This window comes from Pseudomonas sp. Marseille-Q5117 (assembly GCF_946901175.1).
GTDB classification, from domain to species: Bacteria; Pseudomonadota; Gammaproteobacteria; order Pseudomonadales; family Pseudomonadaceae; genus Aquipseudomonas; species Aquipseudomonas iranensis.
In genome coordinates this window covers 67,821-89,406 of sequence record NZ_CAMPPP010000013.1, presented here as the reverse complement: position 1 = coordinate 89,406, position 21,586 = coordinate 67,821, and the positions used below count along the sequence as shown (strand labels likewise).

Annotated in this window: 19 protein-coding genes; 10 read left to right on the top strand and 9 right to left on the bottom strand. The window is 59.4% G+C overall.

Annotated elements, in window-relative coordinates:
* Positions 1-11: 11 nt before the first annotated feature.
* Positions 12-221 (top strand): hypothetical protein, encoded by a 210-nt coding sequence (locus OC605_RS19655; protein WP_262138937.1) that lies wholly within the window; start codon positions 12-14, stop codon positions 219-221.
* Between the two features lie 115 nt (positions 222-336).
* Here OC605_RS19655 and OC605_RS19650 read toward each other — a convergent pair whose 3' ends face one another.
* The 3 genes from OC605_RS19650 to zapE all read right to left on the bottom strand — a co-directional run bounded on the left by OC605_RS19650 (position 337) and on the right by zapE (position 2,753).
* Positions 337-834 (bottom strand): GNAT family N-acetyltransferase, encoded by a 498-nt coding sequence (locus OC605_RS19650; protein WP_262138936.1) that lies wholly within the window; start codon positions 832-834, stop codon positions 337-339.
* A 201-nt stretch (positions 835-1,035) separates the two neighbouring features.
* Positions 1,036-1,617, bottom strand: a complete 582-nt coding sequence (locus tag OC605_RS19645; protein WP_262138935.1) for a DinB family protein — start codon at positions 1,615-1,617, stop codon at positions 1,036-1,038.
* 17 nt (positions 1,618-1,634) lie between these two features.
* A complete protein-coding gene (gene zapE, locus OC605_RS19640; RefSeq protein ID WP_262138934.1) occupies positions 1,635-2,753 on the bottom strand; it encodes a cell division protein ZapE in 1,119 nt (372 codons plus the stop codon).
* 263 nt (positions 2,754-3,016) lie between these two features.
* On the opposite strand from zapE, the gene OC605_RS19635 reads away from it, so the two are divergent.
* Positions 3,017-4,483, top strand: a complete 1,467-nt coding sequence (locus OC605_RS19635) for a nucleobase:cation symporter-2 family protein (RefSeq protein ID WP_262138932.1) — start codon at positions 3,017-3,019, stop codon at positions 4,481-4,483.
* A gap of 66 nt (positions 4,484-4,549) precedes the next feature.
* Positions 4,550-5,023 carry an LEA type 2 family protein gene (locus tag OC605_RS19630; protein ID WP_073474543.1) on the top strand — a complete coding sequence of 158 codons (474 nt, stop codon included), beginning with the start codon at positions 4,550-4,552 and terminating at the stop codon, positions 5,021-5,023.
* Between the two features lie 147 nt (positions 5,024-5,170).
* On the opposite strand, the gene OC605_RS19625 is transcribed toward OC605_RS19630, so the two are convergent.
* A complete protein-coding gene (locus OC605_RS19625; RefSeq protein WP_262138929.1) occupies positions 5,171-6,094 on the bottom strand; it encodes a carbon-nitrogen hydrolase family protein in 924 nt (307 codons plus the stop codon).
* Positions 6,095-6,178: 84 nt separating this feature from the next.
* Here OC605_RS19625 and OC605_RS19620 point away from each other — a divergent pair, with 84 nt between their 5' ends.
* On the top strand, positions 6,179-7,093 hold the full coding sequence (locus tag OC605_RS19620) for a LysR family transcriptional regulator (protein ID WP_262138927.1): 915 nt from the start codon (positions 6,179-6,181) through the stop codon (positions 7,091-7,093).
* Positions 7,094-7,099: 6 nt separating this feature from the next.
* Here the strand turns inward: OC605_RS19620 and OC605_RS19615 are convergent, their stop codons facing one another.
* Entirely contained in the window at positions 7,100-7,354 is a 255-nt protein-coding gene (locus OC605_RS19615; protein WP_186566750.1) for a hypothetical protein, read from the bottom strand.
* A 154-nt stretch (positions 7,355-7,508) separates the two neighbouring features.
* Between OC605_RS19615 and OC605_RS19610 the strand changes: the two genes are divergently transcribed.
* Positions 7,509-7,826 carry a YqjD family protein gene (locus tag OC605_RS19610; protein ID WP_016774661.1) on the top strand — a complete coding sequence of 106 codons (318 nt, stop codon included), beginning with the start codon at positions 7,509-7,511 and terminating at the stop codon, positions 7,824-7,826.
* A 202-nt stretch (positions 7,827-8,028) separates the two neighbouring features.
* On the opposite strand, the gene OC605_RS19605 is transcribed toward OC605_RS19610, so the two are convergent.
* Positions 8,029-9,057, bottom strand: a complete 1,029-nt coding sequence (locus OC605_RS19605) for an Ldh family oxidoreductase (RefSeq protein WP_262138924.1) — start codon at positions 9,055-9,057, stop codon at positions 8,029-8,031.
* Between the two features lie 231 nt (positions 9,058-9,288).
* Here OC605_RS19605 and OC605_RS19600 point away from each other — a divergent pair, with 231 nt between their 5' ends.
* A complete protein-coding gene (locus OC605_RS19600; RefSeq protein ID WP_262138922.1) occupies positions 9,289-14,139 on the top strand; it encodes a dermonecrotic toxin domain-containing protein in 4,851 nt (1,616 codons plus the stop codon).
* Positions 14,140-14,198: 59 nt separating this feature from the next.
* On the opposite strand, the gene OC605_RS19595 is transcribed toward OC605_RS19600, so the two are convergent.
* A complete protein-coding gene (locus OC605_RS19595; RefSeq protein ID WP_041480965.1) occupies positions 14,199-14,468 on the bottom strand; it encodes a PepSY domain-containing protein in 270 nt (89 codons plus the stop codon).
* A 153-nt stretch (positions 14,469-14,621) separates the two neighbouring features.
* Here OC605_RS19595 and OC605_RS19590 point away from each other — a divergent pair, with 153 nt between their 5' ends.
* Positions 14,622-15,623, top strand: coding sequence for a FecR family protein (locus OC605_RS19590; protein WP_262138919.1), 1,002 nt, complete (start codon positions 14,622-14,624; stop codon positions 15,621-15,623).
* Between the two features lie 52 nt (positions 15,624-15,675).
* Here the strand turns inward: OC605_RS19590 and OC605_RS19585 are convergent, their stop codons facing one another.
* Positions 15,676-18,015 (bottom strand): acylase, encoded by a 2,340-nt coding sequence (locus OC605_RS19585; protein WP_262138918.1) that lies wholly within the window; start codon positions 18,013-18,015, stop codon positions 15,676-15,678.
* Between the two features lie 243 nt (positions 18,016-18,258).
* Between OC605_RS19585 and OC605_RS19580 the strand changes: the two genes are divergently transcribed.
* Positions 18,259-18,636: a fe2+ zn2+ uptake regulation protein gene (locus OC605_RS19580; protein WP_133337893.1), complete on the top strand. Its 378-nt coding sequence runs from the start codon at positions 18,259-18,261 to the stop codon at positions 18,634-18,636.
* 18 nt (positions 18,637-18,654) lie between these two features.
* On the opposite strand, the gene OC605_RS19575 is transcribed toward OC605_RS19580, so the two are convergent.
* Complete coding sequence (locus OC605_RS19575) at positions 18,655-18,843, bottom strand: hypothetical protein (protein WP_016770563.1); 189 nt, start codon at positions 18,841-18,843, stop codon at positions 18,655-18,657.
* 354 nt (positions 18,844-19,197) lie between these two features.
* Between OC605_RS19575 and OC605_RS19570 the strand changes: the two genes are divergently transcribed.
* Together OC605_RS19570 and OC605_RS19565 are read left to right on the top strand one after the other, a co-directional pair.
* Positions 19,198-20,445 carry an MFS transporter gene (locus OC605_RS19570; protein WP_186566760.1) on the top strand — a complete coding sequence of 416 codons (1,248 nt, stop codon included), beginning with the start codon at positions 19,198-19,200 and terminating at the stop codon, positions 20,443-20,445.
* A gap of 9 nt (positions 20,446-20,454) precedes the next feature.
* On the top strand, positions 20,455-21,585 hold the full coding sequence (locus OC605_RS19565) for an acyl-protein synthase (protein WP_262138914.1): 1,131 nt from the start codon (positions 20,455-20,457) through the stop codon (positions 21,583-21,585).
* Position 21,586: the final 1 nt, after the last annotated feature.

Here is a 21,586-nt window from a genome sequence, read left to right as displayed (position 1 = left end):
TAGGAGGCACCATGAAAATCACCACTATCATCCTCACAACCTTGCTCGCCCTCGGCTCCACCAGCGCCTTCGCTGAAGGCGGTGCCGAACGGATGCGTTATTACTACGAAAATTTCCCGGTCCAGCACGCGCAAAGCGAGCAAAAGGCCGACGCCAGTGCGAAAGAAATTCGCGTCCCTGCTGACCAGACGGCGCAGGTGACCGAGTCTTATCGCGACTGAGCTTTACCGAGCAACCGATGAACCTTCCGTGGCTCCGCTCTGGCCCGGGAGATGACAGTTAGGCGCCCTCATTGGGGCGCCTTTTTTTATGTTGGTGATTTGCGGTGAGGAGCCTTCAGGCCTGCAAGTCCTTTATCCAGAACAGCATCCGCCCGTGATCCGGATTGAACATCCCCGGTGCAAAGCCGAATTTGCGATACGAACCCTGCGCCACCGCATTGCCTTCCAGCACTTCGAGGGTGATCTTGCAGCAGCCACGCTGGCGGCCGATTTCTTCAACTTTCTGCAGCATTTTCTGACTGAGCCCCAGGCCGCGAAATTTGCCGACCACGGCGACGTCGTGGACGTTGACCAGTGGTTTACAGGCGAATGTCGAGAAGCCTTCGAAACAGTTGACCAGTCCGGCCGGTTCGCCGCCGACGAAGGCCAGCACGCTGAAGGCATGCGGGCGGCGGGCGAGTTCTTCGGGCAGGCGTTGCAGCAGTTCAGGCGCGATCGGGTGACCGCCGCCCATGGGATCTTCGGCGTAGTGGTTGAGCACAATGCCGATGGCTTCGGCGTGCACCGGGTTGCTGTAGCTGGCCTGAAGTACGAGTATTTCTGCGGAATCCATTTCCATCCCCGATTAAGCAAAGAGCCCCGGCGCGCAAGGTGCTAGCTGGAAGGCCTAGGGGGGACATTAGCTTGGGTGCGCCGGAGAGGGCAACTTGAAAAGCTGAAGATCAAAAGATCGCAGCCTCGTTGCACTCGTCAGCTCCTACGGTCCGATATGTGTAGGAGTTGACGAGTGCAACGAGGCTGCGATCTTTTGCGGTCAGCGGCCCCAGATGAGCTCTTCAGTCCAGCCCAGTTCGGCGAAGTCTTCGGCGCGCAATGCGCTTTCGCCGATACAGAAAAATTCATCCAGTTGCGGTGGCTTTACCGTCGTGCCGCTGAGCATCGCGTGCACCTGGCCGCGATGATGGATCTGGTGTTCGAACAGGTGCGAGAGCATGCGCAGGCGGCTGTCATGTTGCGGTTCGTCGCGAGCGATAGTGACGATTCTCGCCAGATCGGCATCGCGCAATTGTTCGCAATAGGCGATCAGCCGGCGATCGACGCGGGCCTGTTCTGCACGCAGCGTTGCGGCATCGGTAAACGGCTCGTCTGCATTGAAGAAAACGTAGCAATCCGGGTGCGGCTCGTCCCCGCGCAATTCGCGCTCCAGCGCGTCGACGTAGAACCAGTCGCAGGTGAGAATGTGATTAAGCGTGAGGCGGATGCCGGGGAAGAAGCTCACCCGTGGCGCGGCCAATTCAGTGGCGTCGAGCCGGGTCCAGGCCTTGGCCAGGCGATGGTTGGCCCAGGCATTCTGGTAGGCCATGGTCAGCAAATGATGGGACAGCGGTTGACTCATGTCGGCGCCCTCTTCTTTCAGGCTTCAGCGAAGCGCTGCAATTGCATCTCCTGCAAACGGCTGAGGGTGCGGCGGAACGGGAATTCCAGATAGCCCTCGGTGTACAAGGCCTCCATCGGTACAGCCGACTCGACGTACAGCGGCACCTTGCGGTCGTAGCATTCGTCGACCAGCGCGATAAAACGGCGCACGCCGTCGTCGTGCACCGATAACTGCGGCAATTCCCGGTCGCCAGCGACCACGCGCTCAGCGCCGTCTTCGGTACCGCGCGCAATGCGTCCCTCGCGCTTCTGTGCGCTGAGGTTCGGTACTTCGCTCAACAGAATAGCCCGGTAGCGATCACACAGGGCGATGAAGTCCATGGCGGCGAAAGGTTGTTCGCACAAATCGCTGTAGCGGCACCACAGCACGGATTCGCTGGCTTGAACGACGTCGAGTGTTCGATGGCCCACGGCGACGGGTTCTTCGCTGACAACCTCATCTGCAGCCAGCGACTTGAACACGGCCTCCAGTGCGCTCGGTAAATCATCCGCGCGAACAAAATAACGCTGCTCGATCGCCCCCGGATGCAAGCGATGATCCTCGGCGCCATTCACCGCGACCATGGTCATGTGCGCCTTGATCGCCGCAATCGCCGGCGTGAAACGGTCGCGGTTGAAGCCGTCCGCGTACAGATCATCCGGCGGCAGGTTGGACGTGCAAACGATCACCACACCTTCCTCGAACATCACCTGAAACAGCCGGCCGAGAATGATCGCGTCGCCGATGTCATTGACGAACAGTTCATCGAAGCACAGCACGCGCACTTCGCCGGCCAGCTCTTTGGCCAAGGCGCGCAACGGATCGGCGATGCCACTGAGTTGGAACGAACGCTGATGCACCCAGCCCATGAAGTGATGAAAGTGTTGCCGCCGCGCCGGCACCCGCAGGCTCTGATGGAACTGATCCATCAACCAGGTCTTGCCGCGCCCGACCGGCCCCCACAGGTACACGCCGCCGACCGAACGGGCACCGGCGTGCAAGGCTTCATGGCATTTTTGCAAGGCCCAGACCGCGTGTTCCTGGGCTTCATCCTGGATGAAACCCTTGTGGTCGACTGCGTATTGCCAGGCACTGAGGGGGGAGTCGAAAGTCATGCGCGGGAGTATGCCACGGGGGATTGGCCATTGCTGATTAACGGGCGTGGACGATCATTGTGGGAGCGAGCCTGCTCGCGAAGGCGGCTCGTCAGTGACCAAGATGCAGACTGAGCCACCGCTTTCGCGAGCAGGCTCGCTCCCACATAGGCAGTAAAACCTGACCTTTCAGGCAGTTATTGCTCGTTGCCCTCGCCGCCCTCTTCCGGCATTCTGCGCACCCATTTTCTGACCCGGCCCCGCCTTGCGGCGCGCACATCACCATGACCGCCTCTGACAAAACCCCGCGCAACAACGACCTGATCTACGGCCTCAACGACCGTCCGCACCTGACCGCCACGGTGTTCGCCGCGCTGCAACACGTGCTGGCGAGTTTCGTCGGCATCATCACCCCGACCCTGATCATGGGCGGCGCCCTCGGTCTGCACAGTGAAATCCCCTACCTGATCAGCATGGCGCTGTTCGTCTCCGGCCTCGGCACCTTTGTCCAGGCCAGGCGATTCGGCCCGGTGGGTTCCGGTCTGCTCTGCCTGCAAGGCACCAGTTTCTCCTTCATCAGTGTGATCCTCAGCGCCGGTTTCATGGTGAAGGCGCGTGGCGGTGGCACTGACGAAATCCTTTCGACGATCTTCGGCGTGTGCTTCTTCGCCGCGTTCATCGAAGTGGTGCTCAGCCAGTTCATCGGCAAACTGCGCATGCTGATCACGCCGGTGGTGACCGGCACGATCATCACGCTGATGGGCCTGTCGCTGATCAAAGTGGCGATGACCGACATCGCCGGCGGCTTCGGTGCGCCAGATCTTGGCGCGGCCAGCCATGTGTTTCTCGCGGCACTGGTGATCGGCACCATCGTAGTGTTGAACCGAGTCGACGTGCCGTTTCTGCGCCTGGGCGCGATTGTCATCGGCCTGACCCTCGGCTACTTAGTGGCATGGCTGATGGGCACGGTGGATTTCGCTTCGATGCCCGAGGGGCCGCTGTTCAGCGTGCCGGTGCCGTTCAAGTACGGCTTCAATTTCGACTGGGTGGCGTTCGTGCCGGTGGCGGTGATTTTCCTCGTGTCGCCGCTGGAAGCTGCCGGTGACCTGACCGCCAACTCGATGATCTCGCGGCAACCGGTGAAAGGCCCGCTGTACATCCGTCGCATCAAATCCGGCCTGCTCGCCGATGGCCTCAACTCGGCCATGGCGGCAGTGTTCAACAGCATGCCGATGGTCACGTTCGCGCAGAACAATGGCGTGATCCAGCTGACTGGCGTGGCCAGCCGCTATGTGGCGTTTTTCATCGCCGGGCTGCTGGTGTTGCTCGGTTTGTTCCCGATGATCGGCGCGGTGCTGCAACTGATGCCGAAACCGGTGCTGGGCGGCGCCGAGCTGGTGATGTTCGGCACCGTCGCCGTTGCCGGGATCAAGATCCTCGCCGAGGCCGGCCTGCATCGTCGCAACATGCTGATCGTGGCGATCTCCCTGGGCATGGGCCTGGGCATCGCGGCGGTGCCGGAAGTCCTGCGCGAACTGCCGCAAGCGCTGCGCAATATCTTCGAATCGCCAATAACTGTCGGTGCGTTGTGCGCTATCGTGCTGAACATCTTCCTGCCGGAAGAATTCATCGAGCTGGAAGAAGATGATTTCGACCCGGAAGCGTCGATCCTGCAGGTCATGGAAAACCCCGACGTCACCGGCAAAGGTGAACCCGGCCAAGCGGCGGCTGTCGCACAGTTGAACCGCTGACGTCACGCCTCGAAAAAAAAGGGCTGCACCGGCGACGGATCAGCCCTTTTTTGTCGAGAGTTTTTTATGCGCCGCGTCCACGCCGTCATCCTGTCGCTTCTGCTGTTGTCGCTCAGTGCCTGCGCACTGTTTCCCAATCGCGACCCGGTGAACATCAACGTGGTCGGCCTCGAACCGTTGCCCAGCCAGGAACTGGAAGTGCGCTTCGCGATCAAGCTGCGCGTGCAGAACCCCAATGAAACGGCGATCGATTACAACGGCATCGCCCTGGATCTGGAGGTCAATGGCCATTCGCTGGCGTCCGGTGTGAGCGATCAGAGCGGCTCGATCCCGCGTTTCTCTGAAGCCATTGTCACGGTACCGGTCAGCGTCTCGGCGTTCTCGTTCCTGCGCCAGACCTTGGGCCTGAGCCAGACGCAAAGCCTCGATAACCTGCCCTACGTGCTGCGCGGCAAACTGGCGGGCGGGTTGTTCGGCACGATGCGCTTTACCGACAGCGGCAAGTTGAGCCTGCCTAAAGCGAGTGCGGCGACGTGGTAGTCAGCGGTCTCCATCGGCAGAACAACACACAACCCCTGTAGGAGCGAGCCTGCTCGCGAAGGCGGTGGTTCAGGCAACTGCGATATTCATGGTGCCTACGTCTTCGCGAGCAGGCTCGCTCCCACAGGTTCTCTACAAGTTTCAAGGTCAGGAGTTGAACCGCACCCCCGGCTTCGCGCGCTCATCAACGGTCAACTCGAACACATCCGGCCGCGCATAGTGGCCGACCACATCGTAGTCGTACCGCGCGCGGATCAGTTCATCGGTGTCGATCTGCGCCGTCAGCAAACCCGCCTCGCCACGCAAAGGTCCAGCCAGCACATCGCCCATCGGCCCGACGATCACGCTGCCGCCGGCAATCAAAGGTCGATCCCCGGGCCAATTGGCAATCTCCACACCCAACGCATTCGGCGAGGCCTGTACCTGACAGGCGCTGACCACGAAGCAGCGGCCTTCATGGGCGATGTGGCGCATGCTGACCTGCCACATCTCGCGCTCGTCCACGGTCGGCGCGCACCAGACCTCCACGCCCTTGGCATACATCGCCGTGCGCAGCAGCGGCATCATGTTTTCCCAGCAGACCACCGCGCCAAGCTTGCCGACCTGGGTGTCGAACACCGGCAGCGTCGAACCATCACCCTTGCCCCAGATCAGTCGCTCGGTGCCGGTGGGCATGAGCTTGCGGTGTTTGCCGAGCAGCCCGGCCTGCGGATCGAAATACAGCACAGTGCAATACAATGTGCTGCCGGCGCGCTCGATCACGCCGATCACCAGATTTGCCCCGGTGCGCGCTGACAATCCGGCCAGGGCGTCGGTTTCGGCGCCAGGCACATCAATGGCGTTGGCAAAATAACGCGCGAAGGCCTCGCGCCCCTCAGGCAGTCGATAACCCAACTGGGTGCCGAAACCCTCGCCTTTCGGGTAACCACCGAGCAGGGCTTCCGGCATTACCACCAGCGCAGCGCCGGATTCGCGGATTGCGTCTTCCCAAGAAAGGATCTGTTCAAGGGTTTCGTCTTTGCCACCGGGCAAGGCGCCGATCTGCAACGCCGCCACTATGGATTTGGCCATTGTTTTTACTCCATCAGGTTCAGGTGTTGCCGATTCTCCGGCGTCACGCGATCATGAATAAAGCCCTGCCCACTGCTGAATGATATGAGCCAAATGAATATCGCCGACATCGACCTCAATCTGCTGAAAGTCTTCGAAGCGCTGCACGAGGAATCCAGTGCCAGCCGCGCCGCCCTGCGCTTGGGCGTAACACAGTCGGCGGTCAGCGCGGCATTGCGTCGCTTGCGCGAGGTGTATGGCGATCAGTTGTTCGTGCGCACCGGGCGCGGTCTGGCGCCGACGCTGCAAGCCAATCAGTTGAAACCGGTGATCAGCGATGCCCTGAACAAATGCCGGCAAAGTCTGGCCATGCTTGATCCAGCGGCCAATCAGTATGAGGGGCGCTCGGTGGCGATCGGTCTGTCAGATGATTTTGAAATTGCCTACGGCCGCCGCTTGATCAAGGAAATCGCCCGTCGTGCGCCGAAACTGCGGCTGATATTCCGCCAGACCCACAGCCAGATCGTCGCCCGTGCGTTGATGGAGCGCAGCATTGACCTGGCGATCACCGCCGGAGGATTTGCCGAGCGCCTGCTCAGTCGTCAGGTGTTGGGGGAAGGCGGCTATGCGTGCCTGGTTGATCCGGGCAGTCTTGCACCGGGCCAGCAGCAGATCGAATTGCAGGAGTTCGTTGAGCGCGAGCACATTCTGGTGTCGTCGGGCGGTTTTATCGGCATTACCGATGAAGGGTTGGCGGCTGTGGGATTGAGTCGCCGGGTATGCGCGTCGACCACGCATTTCGCCGCGCTGCCCTTCCTGCTCAACGGCAGTCAGGCAGTGGCGACCATCCCGGCCCATGCCGCAGAAAGCATCGCGGCGCTGAGCGGACTGGCATTGCTGCCCTGCCCTCTGGCTTTACCGCGCTATCCGGTGGAACTGGGCTGGCGCACCAGCACACAGATCGATCCGGTGCTGGTCAAGGTTCGCGAGGCGATTGCCGAAACGTTCACCCAGGCGTGACGCGCTTTACTTGTTCGCCGCCATCAGGCGATTGACTTCGCTGCGCACCATGTTGGCGAATTCCGGCGGCGACATGCTGTCCAGCTCGGCGCGAACCCACTCGGCCCATTTGCCCTTGCGCTTGGAGCGCTCCCCAAACAAGCGCGCGGCTTCGCCTTTGGCTTTGCCCAGATTGTTCTGCCAGAGTTCGAACAGACGGGATTTCTCGTCTTCCAACGCTGCGCGCTCTGCGAGGGATTTGTCGGCCAGATTGAAACTCATGGGGATTTATCCTGCTGCGTAAAATGGCGACATCTTACACGCTCGACACAAATCTCCGTTGCAGGTTTTTCCCTTGCCCACGAATGACATGCAACTTTTCGCCTGCCGCCACACTCCATTGGTCACTGTCCATTCACCTGCAAGGAGTCACCCAATGGCCCGTAAAACCGCCTCGCAAGCTGCCGAAGAGCAAATCAAGGATCAAGCTTTCAGCGAGCTTCAGGCGCTGATCGAAGAATCGGACAAACTGCTCAAGAGCAGCGCTTCACTGGTAGGCGAAGAAGCAGAAACCCTGCGCGCACAAATCGCCCAGAAGCTGCAGCTGGCACTGGATTCGGTGTCCAGCGTGCGCGACCGCACCAAACCCGCCGTTGAAGCCACGGAAAATTACATCGGTGGCCATCCATGGCAAACCGTAGCGATCTCCGCCGGTTTCGGTCTGGTGGTGGGCCTGCTACTCGGCCGTCGCTGAGTCAGGCGCACGGAAAAAGGCGAACCTCAGGGTTCGCTTTTTTTATGCCCACCGCTTTGCTTTTCCATTACTGAATTCACCTCGGTATCCCAAGTCGGCGTATCTCGCCCAAACCACGCGGTCAGTTCCCTCTCCCTCTGGGAGAGGGCTAGGGTGAGGGGCTTTTGACCTTATCACTGCAATCGTCAGAACAACAAAAGACTCACTCCCCCGCCAACTCCCGCAACTGCCCCAACGTCTGCTCATCCAGCGCAATCCCTTGCGCCATCGACCGACTGCGCTGCAAATGCCGTCGATCCCCCGGCAAGCGCTTGAGCCCGACCCCGTGCATTTGCCGCACCAGTTCCTCACTGCGCTGGGCAAAGCTCTGCCCCGCCGCTTTGCTCGGGTCGATGACGATCAACAGCTGGCCGGTCCATGGCGTCTTCGCGCCAGGATGGTTGGACCAGTCGAACTCGAAGGAAAAATTGCCGCCGGTCAATGCCGCCGCCAGCAACTCGACCATCATCGACAGTGCCGAACCCTTGTGGCCACCAAACGGCAACAGCGCCCCGCCCTCGAGAATCGCCTTGGGGTCCTGGGTCGGTTGACCGAGGCTGTCGACGCCCATCCCGGCCGGAAGTTTTTCACCTTTGCGCGCCGCGATCTGCACATCGCCATGGGCGATGGCGCTGGTGGCGAGGTCGAAAACAATCGGCGCGGCATTGGCCCTTGGCGCGGCGAAGGCGATCGGGTTAGTGCCGAACAACGGCCGGTCGGCCCCATGGGGCACCACGCAGGTCATGCTGTTGACCACGCTCAGCGCCACCAGGCCTTCATCAGCGAACGGTTCGACATCCGGCCATAGCGCAGCGAAGTGATGCGAGTTACGGATCGCCAACACCGCGATCCCGGCATGACGGGCTTTTTCCACCAGCAGCGGTCGGGCCGCGGCCAATGCCGGTTGCGCAAAACCATTGCCGGCATCGACGCGGACAAAACCCGAGGCGACGTCTTCTACCTGTGGTACCGCGTAGCCATTTACCCAGCCGCTTCTCAGTGTCGAGACATAGCCGGGAATGCGAAATACACCGTGGCTGTGCGCGCCATCGCGCTCGGCGCCGGCGCAATTGGCGGCCAGTACCCGGGCCACTTCGCTGGAAGTGCCGTGGCGCAGGAAAATCGTTTCAAGCAGTTGCGTGAGTGCTTCGAGGGATAACGTGGGCGTGCCCTGATCGTGTGGCGCAGACATCTGAAGCTCCAGAATGATTATTGGAGGGAACAACAGCGTACGGTCAATTTGCCCACCGATTAACCCCGCCAGAGCTGTCAGCTGTCAACCCTTCGATTGCACGGCAATGGCTGGCGGCGCCGACCTCACATTTCGATCCGGCGCGTGCGGTATCCATCTACCGCACCTGCTCCGGGCTGGGGGCCTACTGTCGAGTCCCTGCCTGATGGCGCCCCGTTCAGAGCTCCGATGATGTCCAGTCCGACCGCACCACTGCTGTTCCCCGACATTCTGAAATCCCCTGGCCTGCATGCCGGCCTGGCTAAAACACACGGTTTCAACAGCAAAGACTTTGTTTGGCTCGCGCATGTGCAGCTGGCCACCCAGACCCTGCGCAGCGCACAAACTCCGCCGATGCTGGCCGAACGCATTCTGCTCAACGCCGACAAGCAATTGCCTGTACCTCTGGCTGGCAGTTTCATTCTTGGCGCGGCGCCTGATGATGACGGGATGTTTCTGTACACCCCCTACGACGGCTTGAAAAAATACAGCGATGACCAGGCGCTGACGGAGGCGTTGCAAGCGCGCCTCGACAATGCAGACGAGCAAGACGATCTATTGGCTTTTCTAAACGTTTCGCTGCGCAAGGAGCTGGTGGAGAAACGCGGCATTACCATCACCCGCGAAACCATCACAGGTGATGTATTCGAGGATCAACAAACAGCAATCACCGATTCGCAGGAAGCCTGCGCACGCGACCTCGTGGACGAACTGAAACGCTTGCCGTCGCTCACTACACTGCTGCAAGCAATTCTCGACGATCTGCTCAAGCCACATTTTGGCGACCTGCAGCAGTCGCAAACCCGAGTCGGTTTTTACACCGTCAAGACACCCGCCTCCTCCGGCCAAGACAGACAGTGGCTTGATTCACACTCACTGACTGAAGCGTTGCTGGTGCATTTTCGCCGTCAGGGCTGGCCGCAGGGTCAGACCGTTGAATTTTCCCATCCCACCCGTCTCCCCGGCACTGATGATCAATCAGCGTGGGCGACTGCAATCAACTGCGCATCGGGCAAACTGACCATGCTGTTGTTTCGGCAGCTCGAAGGTTACTGGAATGCTGCTTCATTCGAGGGCTCGCCGCGACGCACCCTCTTCGCCCAGACACTGATGGATCAGGCGCGCGCGGACTTGATGATCAAGCGCGAAACGGAAATTCTCTCCGCCAGTGAGTTCGACGCCCTGCACAGTCTGATCCGCGAGCCGAACGTAGCCGTGCGCAGGCCAACCTTCGAAACCGTGTGCTTGCGCGAAGACAGCGTCCAGGTCGAATTGGCCGGGTCGTTGATGATTAATCATGACAAAGCCTACCTCTACACGCCCAGCGAAGGCGTGCAGGTACTCAATGACTATGCCGATCTCAAACAGACACTGACGGCAAAACTCGGTGCTGCCGGACACGAAGACGAACTGTACGGGCTGATGAGCCTGGAGGAGCGCAAACGCTACCTTGGTTTTACCGATGCTCAGGTGTCAGGGGAAAACATCGGCGGCGAAATCATGACGACCCTGTTTGAGGCAGTCCTCACCAAACAGCGGCAGAACATTGAATTTGCCCTGCAGTCGTTTCGTCAGAGCGAACGCACCAGCGATATTCACGCGCTGTTCGACAAGGCGCTGGATATCCGGTCAATGATCCATCAGCGCCTGCTCAGGCTTGACGCCAATGAGCGCTGGAGCACCCGACCTTTGTTTGCCAGTGCGCCGCCATCGTCACTGGTGCAGGCGGACAAGGCCGAGCAACTGCAGACGAGTCTGCAACGAACGCTGGACAGCCTGACCGGCAACTTCAAGAACCAGCCGACCGCGAGCAGTCGGGAGCAGCGCGGCTTTGTAGAAAGCATTGGCTGGAAGCTGGCGCAGGCATTCGAGGCGGCTATGCGCGGCGAAGCACAGCTGAGAACTCTCAGTGGTTCGTGGCTGGAGGCCGAACGAAAGATTATCCATACCGTGTTCGATACAGGGCACCCGACACGCGCCGAGCGCCAGTCGCTCAATGGCTTTCGCCCGGACGCCTGGTCAATGACCGTGAAATGCGCCGGCCAGAGTGAGGCACTGCCGCTTGCTCATTGTGTGCTGTTGACCGAGCGCGGTGGCATGGATGTCGCGCACTCCGGACGCGCGATTCTCTGGACACCAGCCAATGGCCTGGAATCCTTCAACGATATCGAGACTGCGCGCAAACAACTGCAACGACGGCTCGACGACAACAACCAGAGTCAAATCCTGCTGGAAAATCTGCCAACGAGGCAACGGCGCCTGGATCAGCAGTACACGCTTGGCAATTTCGAGTTGATAGAAGGGAGTGTGTCGAGTGATCGCATGCAATCGGCTATTGAACATTACATGGCCGAGTGTGAGCTATTACGCACGTGCATCAAGGACGAAGACACGCTGGCGAAGTTACTTGCCGAAATGAAAGCCACCGTCATCGATACCAATCTGCGCCGAGCCATCGATATCGCCCGTAGCGTTGCCCGTCATCTGGACTACCCCGACTGGTTGCGCATGGCCCCAATGACGGAACAGCACACGCAGCTAGCGCTGCTGGATGAAGTGCGGCTCGCGTTTATCGATGGCAAGGATTTCCTTGAGGGCGTTCCGCCCCTGGCCACCCACATCGAGCAAACGCTGAAGACACTGCTCGATACCAGATACCCCAATAACCGACTCAAGCCGCAGGACATTCAGATCACTCCGAACCTGACGCTTGCAGGCCCGGCCTGCGACCTGCTGGAATTTGCCCTGCATCACTACAACGCCGTGCAGGGCAGCGGTTTCAAGGTTGCGGCGAAAACAGCCACGGCTTTACCAAAAAACTTCGATCAGTCCGCCGTGCGGCAACTGCTGCAATCGCTGGAAGTGGCCACGACCTATGCACGCAAAGTGACTGCCGCGCTGTCCGGTGACAATGAGGCTGCGCGCGTCAGTAAAAAACGTTTCGTCCGTCAGTTGCCCTGGCAGTTGATGCAACACGCGCACGCATTGAAGTTGCAGCAACAACTGTCCGGGAACGGTTATGACTATATTTGCCAAGTGCTCGACATGCCCGATGGATTAGCTCGCGCCACGGTCGAGGGAGCCCACGCGATTGTTTGCCCACTATCATTGATCAAGACCGGTGGCGCTGATCCCGTCGACGCACTCGGGCTATATGTCATCGGGCCAGGATCGGGGCAAACAGGGCCAAGGGTGCTGTATGCGCCCTATTCCAGATTCGTTTTTCGCGAGTTCGAAAACGAGGTGCAGTTGATCGATGCACTGAATACTCCCGGGCATTTTCAGGATCTGATCATCCGGCGTCTGCCTGAAGACCAGCAGGCCGTGTTCAGGAACCTGTTACAAACGACGATTGGCAAACCCAGCGAGATCACGGTTGAAAGTCAGGCTATCAGCAGCAACGTGCTCGAGCGGTTTCACAAAGACACCCTCAACCTCCTGCTGCAATTGCTCAAAAGTCAGCCACAGATCAATGCCCAGGCGGATTGGGAAGCGGCAAAGTTTCTCTTCAGTCACGGGGTGCGCCTGGTGCCGCACTTGTTGCCGGGCAAACTCGCCTCTTTGTTTTTTCTCTGGAAAAGCTATCAGGACTTCAAGGAATCCGCCGAAGGCCTTCAGGATCACCATTGGGCGCAGGGCCTGAAGAACTTTATTGCGGGGGCAATCTCGCTGTTCAGCCTGGGACGTTTGTCCTGGGAAACCGAGGCGGAAACGGCAACCTCTGAATTTGCCTCTGAGGTAAAAACTCCTGACGTTACTGACACGACGGTACAAGCCGCCGCGCGCTGGGCGAAAGTGCCGCCCGCTGCCCCTGCTCGTGTTAGCTTGCAATCGTTTGAAACCAGCAAGGCGCTGAACAGCCTCAAGCTTGAGGCCAGTAAACTGGTTTATCGCGACGCATCCACCGCGAAAAATTATGTCGCGATTGCCGGCAAGGTCTATTCCGTCGTCAAGGCGGAAAAAAAATGGTTTATGCGCAAGAAGGATGGCAGTGCAGGACCGCTACTTGAGGAAAAAAACTCAAGACTGATCATTGCTCGCGACGGCCAGACCGTGCAGCGCTGCCGACGCAAGCGACCGAAAACATTGCAAGAAAATGTCGAAAAGGAACGCTCAGTCGTGCTAAAGGTCCAGGCCAAAGGCATGGCACAGATCAACCGCACCTCTCCCGCCAGGGCTTTCGTGATACAGCAGGCCGTCATCCGGGCAAGAGCCTACGCGCTCAATTGCCTGCATAACTTCGTCATTCACCGCGATAACCTGGGAGGCACGCGGGTTGAGCGAGTGCTCAGGGATTTTTTTGACGTGGCACAGGTTACGCCGGCGCTGCTGAGGAAGTTCGAGAAGGTCATCATCCCGTTGTGCCGTGAGCTGACGGATCCCAAGGATGACTTGCTCTACACCGATCGCTTCTTTGCTGGCCTGAACAAGCGCTACGGTGACGATACGGTTGCCTTCGTTTTCAAGCAGGACAGCAAGAAGATCGTCCACTTTACCCAGCACTTCTTCAATCCGGGGCTGAACGCCTATACGGAGTTTCTGCCTCCCAGATTCAACGTGGACTCCCACGCTCGGGCCGTCATTCTGCTCCATGAACTGTCGCATCTGGTCTGCGATAGCGAAGATCTGGCTGCAGTAGAGGCGATGGCACCCTTTCCCAGCCTTATCGACACCACCACTGCGGACGGCCAGTTGCTCAAGGATGATCTTGATCGCCTGCGTAAATCGCTGTCGCGCGCTACACCACCTGCGAAGTTGTTCCTGGAGAAAGATGATCTGGGGAACTGGGTGGACATCGACCAGGTACCATCGCACGCCGATGACTATCAAAAAATTCTGACCCTGACTAAAACCAAAACCCTTGCCGAGGCACGCAAGGCGTTTCGCAGTCCAGTCTCTGACGAGGCACGTGTTGACGTGATACTGGCCAACGCCGACTCGATCGCATTACTCATCAGCGAAATGGGCCGAGAGCTGGACCCCCTGCCGGCGCCCATTCCGCTGCCAGCGCCGGTCTCAAGCCAGATGGTATCTGTACCGTAAACAAAAAAGTGCGCCGGCTAAACGCCGGCGCACTTATTACAACAGCCTGTCTTTGAGGCTTAGTCCTTTTGGTCGCGGAGCACATTACCCGAGGCGCCGTCGATGCGGAATTCGTAGACAATGCCGTCGGCCTTGCGCCCTTCGCCTTCCCAGTAGCCGTCATTGTCGGCGCCGATCTCATAGACCTCGACATAGCCGGCTTTGGTCTTGGCGACCTCGATGGCTTTTTCGATGGTGATCCAGCCTGCGCCTGGCTTGTCCGCCAGGGCGGCACCGGCGCTGAGCAAACCGGCGGTGGCAATCAGGGCTGCGAATGTCTTTTTGATCATTTTTTCACTCCATTTATGGATAGTAGGCATTTGCTTCCTGTTTTTTTGGGCGCCACAGGGAAAAATAAGTTCCACCTTGATGGGCAAATGCCATGACAGATGTTCTCGGCAGCCTGCCGGCAAGGTTAGAATGAGCGAAATCAGGACCAGTCAATGACCCAAGACACTCTCTCGGAAGCCGAATACGATGCGATCACCGATGCCGCCGCGCACTGGTGCATGCGTTTGCACGCCGCTGACTGCTCGAACGAGGAGCGTCGCGCATTTGAAGCCTGGCACGAAGCCCATCCGCTGCATGCCTTCGAATACGAAGCGATGCAGGAAATCTGGGAAGTCGCCGGGGATCTGCCTCGAACCGAGCCCGAGGCGCTCGCGGCGCAGCGCAAGCCCTTGCGTTCGTGGCGCAAGTTCGCCGTAATCGCCGGCGCCTGCGCTATCGGCTTGCCGCTCGCGGCCTACAGCGGCTGGAATCTGGGCTGGGTACCCAACAGCTATCAGCATTACGCCGCCACCGATAGTGTGCGTCAGATCACTCTGAGTGACGGCAGCCAGCTGGAACTCAACCTGAACACCGACCTGACTTTCAGCAATTACAAGAATGAACGTCGCGCCACTCTGAACAAGGGCGAGGCGTTTTTTAATGTCAGCCATGACGCGTCTCATCCGTTTGTGGTGCGCGCTGGTGACGGCAAGATCCGCGTGACCGGTACCCGGTTCAATGTGTGGATGTACGAAGATCAGGTGCGGGTCAATCTGGTCGAGGGTTCGGTGCTGGTCAGCAGCAATCGCGATCTGACGGGCGACGGCTTGCGTCTGAGTCCATCGATGCAGGCACGCTACCGACATGGCGATTACGCACCGCAAATCAGCCAGACCTACCCCGGCGATACCTCGCTGGCGTGGCGCAGCGGCCGACTGATACTGGACAACCTCGCGCTGCACGACGCTCTGCCGCTGATCAACCGTTACCTGGACAAGCCGTTGATGCTGGCCGACACCAGTACCGGCGCGATCCGCGTGGGCGGTGTCTACAACATCAAAGAGATGAACAACCTCGCCAACAGCCTGCCGAAAGTACTGCCGGTCTACCTGACTCGCAACAAAGAAGGCAACCCGGTAATCAATTCGATGCCGCAGCGTCCACCAAAAAGCTGAAGGCCGCGTCCCTTGCGGGAGGCGGCCTTCGTTTGTTTCAGGCGACGACTGTTTACTGCGCTGCCACCTTCCCTGCCTGATCCTGCTTGATCGTCTGCACATGATACTGCGGGTCCGCTTTGATCTGTTGCTCAGTGAATGGCAGGACACTCCACTGCTTCTTCGAAAATGCAGCAGTTTGATCCCGCGAGTATTTCGACATCGGATCACTGGACAACGAGAACGCCAGCAGCCCTTGGGCGTGCGGGCCTTTTTCATCAAAGCTCACCACTTGCAGATAGCTGGTGCCGCTGACCACTTCAAGTTTGCCATCCTCACGGGGCACGCTCTGCATCGCGTTGTAAATGCCCAGCGTCCCCGGCCCGCCATGAATCGGCGTCTGCTGCCCGCCACTGCTGACCACCTGAATATCGCCCCAGCGCGTGCCTGGTTTCAGGCCCATTTTGCCGGTCAGTTCGACCGACGCCAGCATGGCCTCGCGCAGCGCTTTGGCAACTGCGGGCTGCTCGACCGCCAGACCACGCGGGGTGTTTTGCGCATCTGCCGGATTGAACGCAACACGCCAGATGTCCGGCGATTCGAGCAGCGCTTGCATGATGTTCTGGAAATGCACCAGACCGAGCCCGGAATCCAGATTGGCGCGACTATCCCAGGCTTTGAGGGCGGCACAGGCAGGTTTCAGTTTCGCCGCATCATTGCCCAGATCAGAACCACAAAAATTCAACAGATCGTGCATGACCTGCGTCGCCAGATACACCTGGTCATCCATTACCATGTGCTGCAGATCCTTGACTGCCAGTGGGCCTTTTTTGCGCAAGACATCGAGGCGATCCAGTGCGAATCGCGAGCGCAGGCCCAGTGGCTGGCCCTCCTGGCTGATCAGCGGCGAATAGCCGGTGAGCGGTTGCGCCGGGTTGGCCAGCCACGCGGAATCGTTGGAATGCTGGACGAAATCCTTGCGCAGCAATTGCGGCAACTGACTGGACGCGAAAATGCCCTTCTGTGCCGCTTGCGGATCGATGTCCCAGGCACAGCCGCTGTTGGAACCGTCCAGCACAATCATCCGCAGGCCGACACGCGGATCGCTGCATTTGGCCAGCTTCTCGGCGCTGACGTTCGGCACTACAGATTGGTTCATGTACAGCGTCTGGCCCTGGTCATCCACCGCCAGGGTGTTGACCCACGGGATACCCTGAATTTCGTGCACAGCGTTTTGCAGATCCTTGAGATTGCTGGCCTGGTTCATCGCGTACCACTGCTTGAGCACGCGATCGTTGTCGAGGTTGGCATCGCGCAAGCTGTAGGCATATTGCTTGTCCCAGTCGAGCTTGCCCGGCCATTGCACGATCGGACCGAACTGCGAGCTGTAGATATCGCGCTTCACTGGCACGACCTGGCCGTCAGCCTGCTTGACCTGCACGGTAACCGTCTGTTTGTTCAGCGGCAGCGACTTGCCGTCAAGCAGATACCGGGTCGGATCCTTTGGATCGAGTTGCAGGCGATACAAGGTGAAGTGTTTCGACGAGTCGACAGTGTGGGTCCAGGCCAGATGCTGGTTGAAACCGATGTTGATCATCGGCAGACCCGGCAAAGCGGCGCCCATGACATCGAGCTTGCCGGGGATGGTCAAGTGCATCTGATAGAAACGCATGCCGCCGACCCATGGGAAATGCGGGTTGGCCAGCAACATGCCACGGCCGTTGAACGAACGCTCGCTGCCGACTGCCACGGCGTTGCTGCCGCGATCCAGGGCGAAACGTTGCTGACGGGCGTCGGCCAACTGGAACGCCTCGGCATCCTGCTTGACCTGTGCGGTCGCTTGCGGCGGCGTAGCGGCGGCCAGAGCCTCGGCGAACTGCCCTACCCCGCCTTCCACCAACAGGCGCCGCGTCAGTTTGACCAGATCTTCGGCACTGATATCACGTACCCACTCGCCCTGGCATTGCTGCGGCAATCCTTGCTGGCGCCGTTCGCCCAGATAGCGGTTGTAGCCGGCGGCATAACCCTCGACCAGGTCGCGGACCTGCGCCGGTTGCGCCTGCCAGAAGGTTTCGACCGCTTCTGGAGCATTGAGCCAGGTGAAGAACACATCACTGACGCGGTTTTCCCGTTGTTCGACAGTGAACTGTTCCGGCCCGAAGTAACGCGAGCGTTCACCGTTGACGGTGACGATCTCGTTGGCCAACAGGCACAGGTTGTCCTGGGCATAGGCGTAACCGATGCCGAAGCCAAGCCCGCGTTCGTTCTCGGCACGAATGTGCGGCACGCCGAAACTGGTGCGGCGAATATCGGCGCTGGTTTGTGCAGCCGGGCTCAGTGCATGGGCCGACAGGCTCAGTCCGAACAAGGTGCTGGCGAGGGCCAGCCCGGTGAGTTGCCTGGAAATAATCACGCTTGCTCCTGATCGAAAGGTCGATTGCCCCTGCGTCCACGCGCAATGAGCCTGACGAAGAAACGAAGCTGAGGAAAAAAATTTAGCGGGCAATCCTTCGGGACGAGGCCGGCATCACAAGGCCGAAACGAATTTGCGACGAAATTTCTACATCTTTTCTTTCATGATTTGTCGTGCTGAAACGTCTTGTTTAGAGAGCGCAACAAAACCTTTCCCGATCTGGCTCTGAAAAGGAGTAATCGCATGTACAACTCGCAACTACCAACGGACGGTAGCCAGACGCCACAGGGCGTTTCCATGAGTTCGCACTCTGGCAATTTCAGCCAGCGCGGCGAGCGTCCGGGCAACGAGCGTATTCGCGTGCTACTGAAGAGTTTCGGCCTGCGCACCAGCCTGATTCGCCTGAAAGTCATCGACGCCCTGCTCGTGGCAGCACAGAGCAATCGTCGCCTGGGCGTACGTGGAGTGCATAGCCAGTTGCTCGATCTGGACGTGCCGTTGTCGTTTCTCAGCGTGCGCGAAGTGCTGAAACGCTTGTGCGCCGAAGGCGTGATCACCTTCAACGCCGACAAGAGTTACAGCCTGCACCCGCAGGCTGCAGCGGTCCTCAACCACGAATGAGGCACCGGGTGCTCGCCGTTACGGCTTGACCTTGCGGCGCATCACGCCATTGATCACCACGACAACCACCGCCACGCCGATCGCGACGTACTGGAAAGTTTTCTCGGTGATCATGCCGGCGTTTTGCAGCCAGGACAGGCCCAGCATGATCGCCAGTACGGACAGGGCGATCAGAATCGAATAAATCAAGCGTTGCTTCTGGGTCATTGCGGTTTCCTGAAACGATGGAATGAATCCGGTGTGTATCCGCGTGCATGTCATGCGCTTGACCGATTGCGGGCATGCGTCGATGCAAACGGCGCTCATGTTACAGCCGCCGAAGCGTTTTGGCTGCAAGAGGGCTCAACCGTCCACCTGATGTCATGCAAACAATGCCCGCGCCAAAGCGGGCATTGTTGTTTCTGCCACAACACCAGCCAAGGTAAACACGTTTGGCTTTGCGCCAGCCCTTTAAACATGCCGTAAATTTTTGAAATCTGCTGACGCAGCAAACGGCTAGGTCCGGCACAGGTCTGCGCCTAGGCTCTGCGAACTTCCTACAACCGATAAACAGGGATGTTCATGCAGAGAACACTTATCAACATCGGCCCCCGCCAAGTGGCAGGTTTCTGTCTGGCGCTGACCGCTTTCGAACTCCTGACCTACATGGGCAGCGACGTGATCATGCCGGCGATGCTGGCCGTGACAACCGACCTCGAGGCAGACTCGCGGCATGTACCCAATGCGTTCAATCTTTATCTGCTGGGTGGCGTTTGCTTGCAGTGGTTCCTCGGGCCGTTGTCCGATCAATTCGGCCGCCGGCCGCTGTTGTTGATTGGCAGCGCACTGTTCGGTTTGTCGTGCGCGGCAGCTTTTTTAACCCACAGTATTGAAGCGTTCAACCTGTTGCGTCTGTTGCAAGGCATGGGGCTGGGGTTTCTCGTAGCGGTGAGCTACCCGGCGTTGCAGGAGGTTTTTTGCGAAGCTGACGCCGTCAGGCTCATGGCGCTGCTGGGCAATGTCGCTCTGTTGTCGCCGCTGCTCGGGCCGCTGCTTGGCATAGTGCTGCTGGAATGGCTGAGCTGGCGCGAGATTTTTCTGCTGCTCGGCGGCGGCGCCGCGCTGGTGTGGCTCGGTCTGTATTTGTGGATGCCGGAAACCGTAGGCGTCGAGCGCCGCGACGGGCATCGAAATCCCCAAGTACCTTTCTCCTTGCGCCGCACTTCGCAGCGCTACGCCGCGCTGTTGGGCAATCCGCGCTTCCTCTGCGCCAGTCTGGCGCTGGGCCTGATGAGTCTGCCGCTGATTGCCTGGATCGGCCTCGCACCGTTGCTGCTGGTGCGGGTTCTGGAACTGACGTCACTGGAATATGGCCTGTGGCAGATCCCGGTATTTTCTGCGGTGATCGCCGGCAATCTGATTCTCGACCGCTTGCTGCAGAGCCACTCATTGCAGCAATTGATTCAACTGGCGCTCTGGCCGTTCTGTCTGGGTCTGCTGCTGTTGGCGGCGTGCGCATTGCTCGGTGCCGGACCTGGACCGGTAGTGGCCAGCGTGGCGCTCTACGCCGTCGGGCTGGGCATGAGCAATGCGGCAGTGTATCGACTGGCGCTGTTTTCCAGTGATGACAGCAAAGGGCTGGTATCGGCGCTGACCGGCATGATTTCGATTGCCGTCATGGGGCTCGGCGGTTCGCTGATTGCCGCCATCGGTGGCGGCGCCCGTCTTGAATATTTCGCTATGTGGGCCGCATTCGGCGGGCTGATGTGCCTGCCCCTGATGTACCACCTCCTGCAAACCACCACGCCTGATGTGGCTTCGCCTCAATAAGGAACATTGATGACTCACTTGCCCTTTACCGACGCGCTGTGCGCGTTGACGGATCCCTATTGCGCGGATTCCACAATTCCCGATCTGTTTGATCGGGCAATGGCAGAAATCAGCCGCTTCCACTGCGCCCATACGCCCGGCTATCAGCACTGGCTCAAGGCCCATGCACTTGCGCCCGAGGATCTCGACAAGCTCGATGACTGGTCGCGACTGCCGCCGATCTTCGCCAGTTTCTTCAAGCAACACCTCTTGCTCAGCAGTACCGGCGCCGATGCCCTCGAACTGACTTCATCGGGCACCAGCGGACAGAAGAGCCGCATGCGCTACGACGAGCGCAGCCTGGCGAGCGCGCAATTCATGGTCGCGCAGATCTTCCGCCATTACGGCTGGGACACGCCGCAGACGCCATGCAACTACCTGCTGCTTAGCCATGAACCCGAGGGCCGCATAACGCTCGGCACTTCCTTCACCGACCAGTTTCTCTGCCAGTTTGCCCCGGTCAACCGCGTGTTCTATGCCTTGCGCCTTACCGGCAGCGGCCATCAATTCGATGCGTTCGGCGTCATCGCCGCGTTGCAGTCGTTCGCTGAAGAAGGTTTGCCGGTAAGAATTTTCGGCTTTCCGGCGTTCCTCTGGCAGACCCTGCAACGCATGCAGGCTACCGCTGTGCAGGATCTGCAATTACCCGCCGGTTCGCTGGCATTTTTTGGCGGCGGCTGGAAAACCCAGGCCGCGCAGGAAATCCCAAAGCAACAGCTATATGCGCAAATCCACCGGCAACTGGGCATCGACCCCGTCCGCTGCCGAGATGGCTACGGCGCTGTCGAGCATGCCGTGCCTTACATCGAATGCGCCCATCACCATTTTCATGCGCCGGTGTATTCGCGGGTGTTGATTCGCGATCCGCGGGACTTTTCATTGCTGCCCTATGGCCAGCAAGGCCTGCTCGGGTTCGTCTCGCCTTACATCGCTTCCAGCCCTGCTCACGCCGTGGTCATGAGCGATCTGGCCACGCTGCACCCGGGCGCAAGTTGCGGCTGCGGATTGACCAGCGACTGGTTCGAACTGCACGGCCGCGCCGGCACCACGGCGGGCAGAAGCTGCGCACTGGCGGCTGCTGAATTACTGGAGAATCACTGAT

Bases quoted from the DNA above. Each gene is read 5' to 3' on its own strand.
- OC605_RS19655 (WP_262138937.1), top strand. From the start codon at position 12: ATGAAAATCACCACTATCATCCTCACAACCTTGCTCGCCCTCGGCTCC.
- OC605_RS19650 (WP_262138936.1), bottom strand. From the start codon at position 834: ATGGATTCCGCAGAAATACTCGTACTTCAGGCCAGCTACAGCAACCCG.
- OC605_RS19645 (WP_262138935.1), bottom strand. From the start codon at position 1,617: ATGAGTCAACCGCTGTCCCATCATTTGCTGACCATGGCCTACCAGAAT.
- zapE (WP_262138934.1), bottom strand. From the start codon at position 2,753: ATGACTTTCGACTCCCCCCTCAGTGCCTGGCAATACGCAGTCGACCAC.
- OC605_RS19635 (WP_262138932.1), top strand. From the start codon at position 3,017: ATGACCGCCTCTGACAAAACCCCGCGCAACAACGACCTGATCTACGGC.
- OC605_RS19630 (WP_073474543.1), top strand. From the start codon at position 4,550: ATGCGCCGCGTCCACGCCGTCATCCTGTCGCTTCTGCTGTTGTCGCTC.
- OC605_RS19625 (WP_262138929.1), bottom strand. From the start codon at position 6,094: ATGGCCAAATCCATAGTGGCGGCGTTGCAGATCGGCGCCTTGCCCGGT.
- OC605_RS19620 (WP_262138927.1), top strand. From the start codon at position 6,179: ATGAGCCAAATGAATATCGCCGACATCGACCTCAATCTGCTGAAAGTC.
- OC605_RS19615 (WP_186566750.1), bottom strand. From the start codon at position 7,354: ATGAGTTTCAATCTGGCCGACAAATCCCTCGCAGAGCGCGCAGCGTTG.
- OC605_RS19610 (WP_016774661.1), top strand. From the start codon at position 7,509: ATGGCCCGTAAAACCGCCTCGCAAGCTGCCGAAGAGCAAATCAAGGAT.
- OC605_RS19605 (WP_262138924.1), bottom strand. From the start codon at position 9,057: ATGTCTGCGCCACACGATCAGGGCACGCCCACGTTATCCCTCGAAGCA.
- OC605_RS19600 (WP_262138922.1), top strand. From the start codon at position 9,289: ATGTCCAGTCCGACCGCACCACTGCTGTTCCCCGACATTCTGAAATCC.
- OC605_RS19595 (WP_041480965.1), bottom strand. From the start codon at position 14,468: ATGATCAAAAAGACATTCGCAGCCCTGATTGCCACCGCCGGTTTGCTC.
- OC605_RS19590 (WP_262138919.1), top strand. From the start codon at position 14,622: ATGACCCAAGACACTCTCTCGGAAGCCGAATACGATGCGATCACCGAT.
- OC605_RS19580 (WP_133337893.1), top strand. From the start codon at position 18,259: ATGTACAACTCGCAACTACCAACGGACGGTAGCCAGACGCCACAGGGC.
- OC605_RS19575 (WP_016770563.1), bottom strand. From the start codon at position 18,843: ATGACCCAGAAGCAACGCTTGATTTATTCGATTCTGATCGCCCTGTCC.
- OC605_RS19570 (WP_186566760.1), top strand. From the start codon at position 19,198: ATGCAGAGAACACTTATCAACATCGGCCCCCGCCAAGTGGCAGGTTTC.
- OC605_RS19565 (WP_262138914.1), top strand. From the start codon at position 20,455: ATGACTCACTTGCCCTTTACCGACGCGCTGTGCGCGTTGACGGATCCC.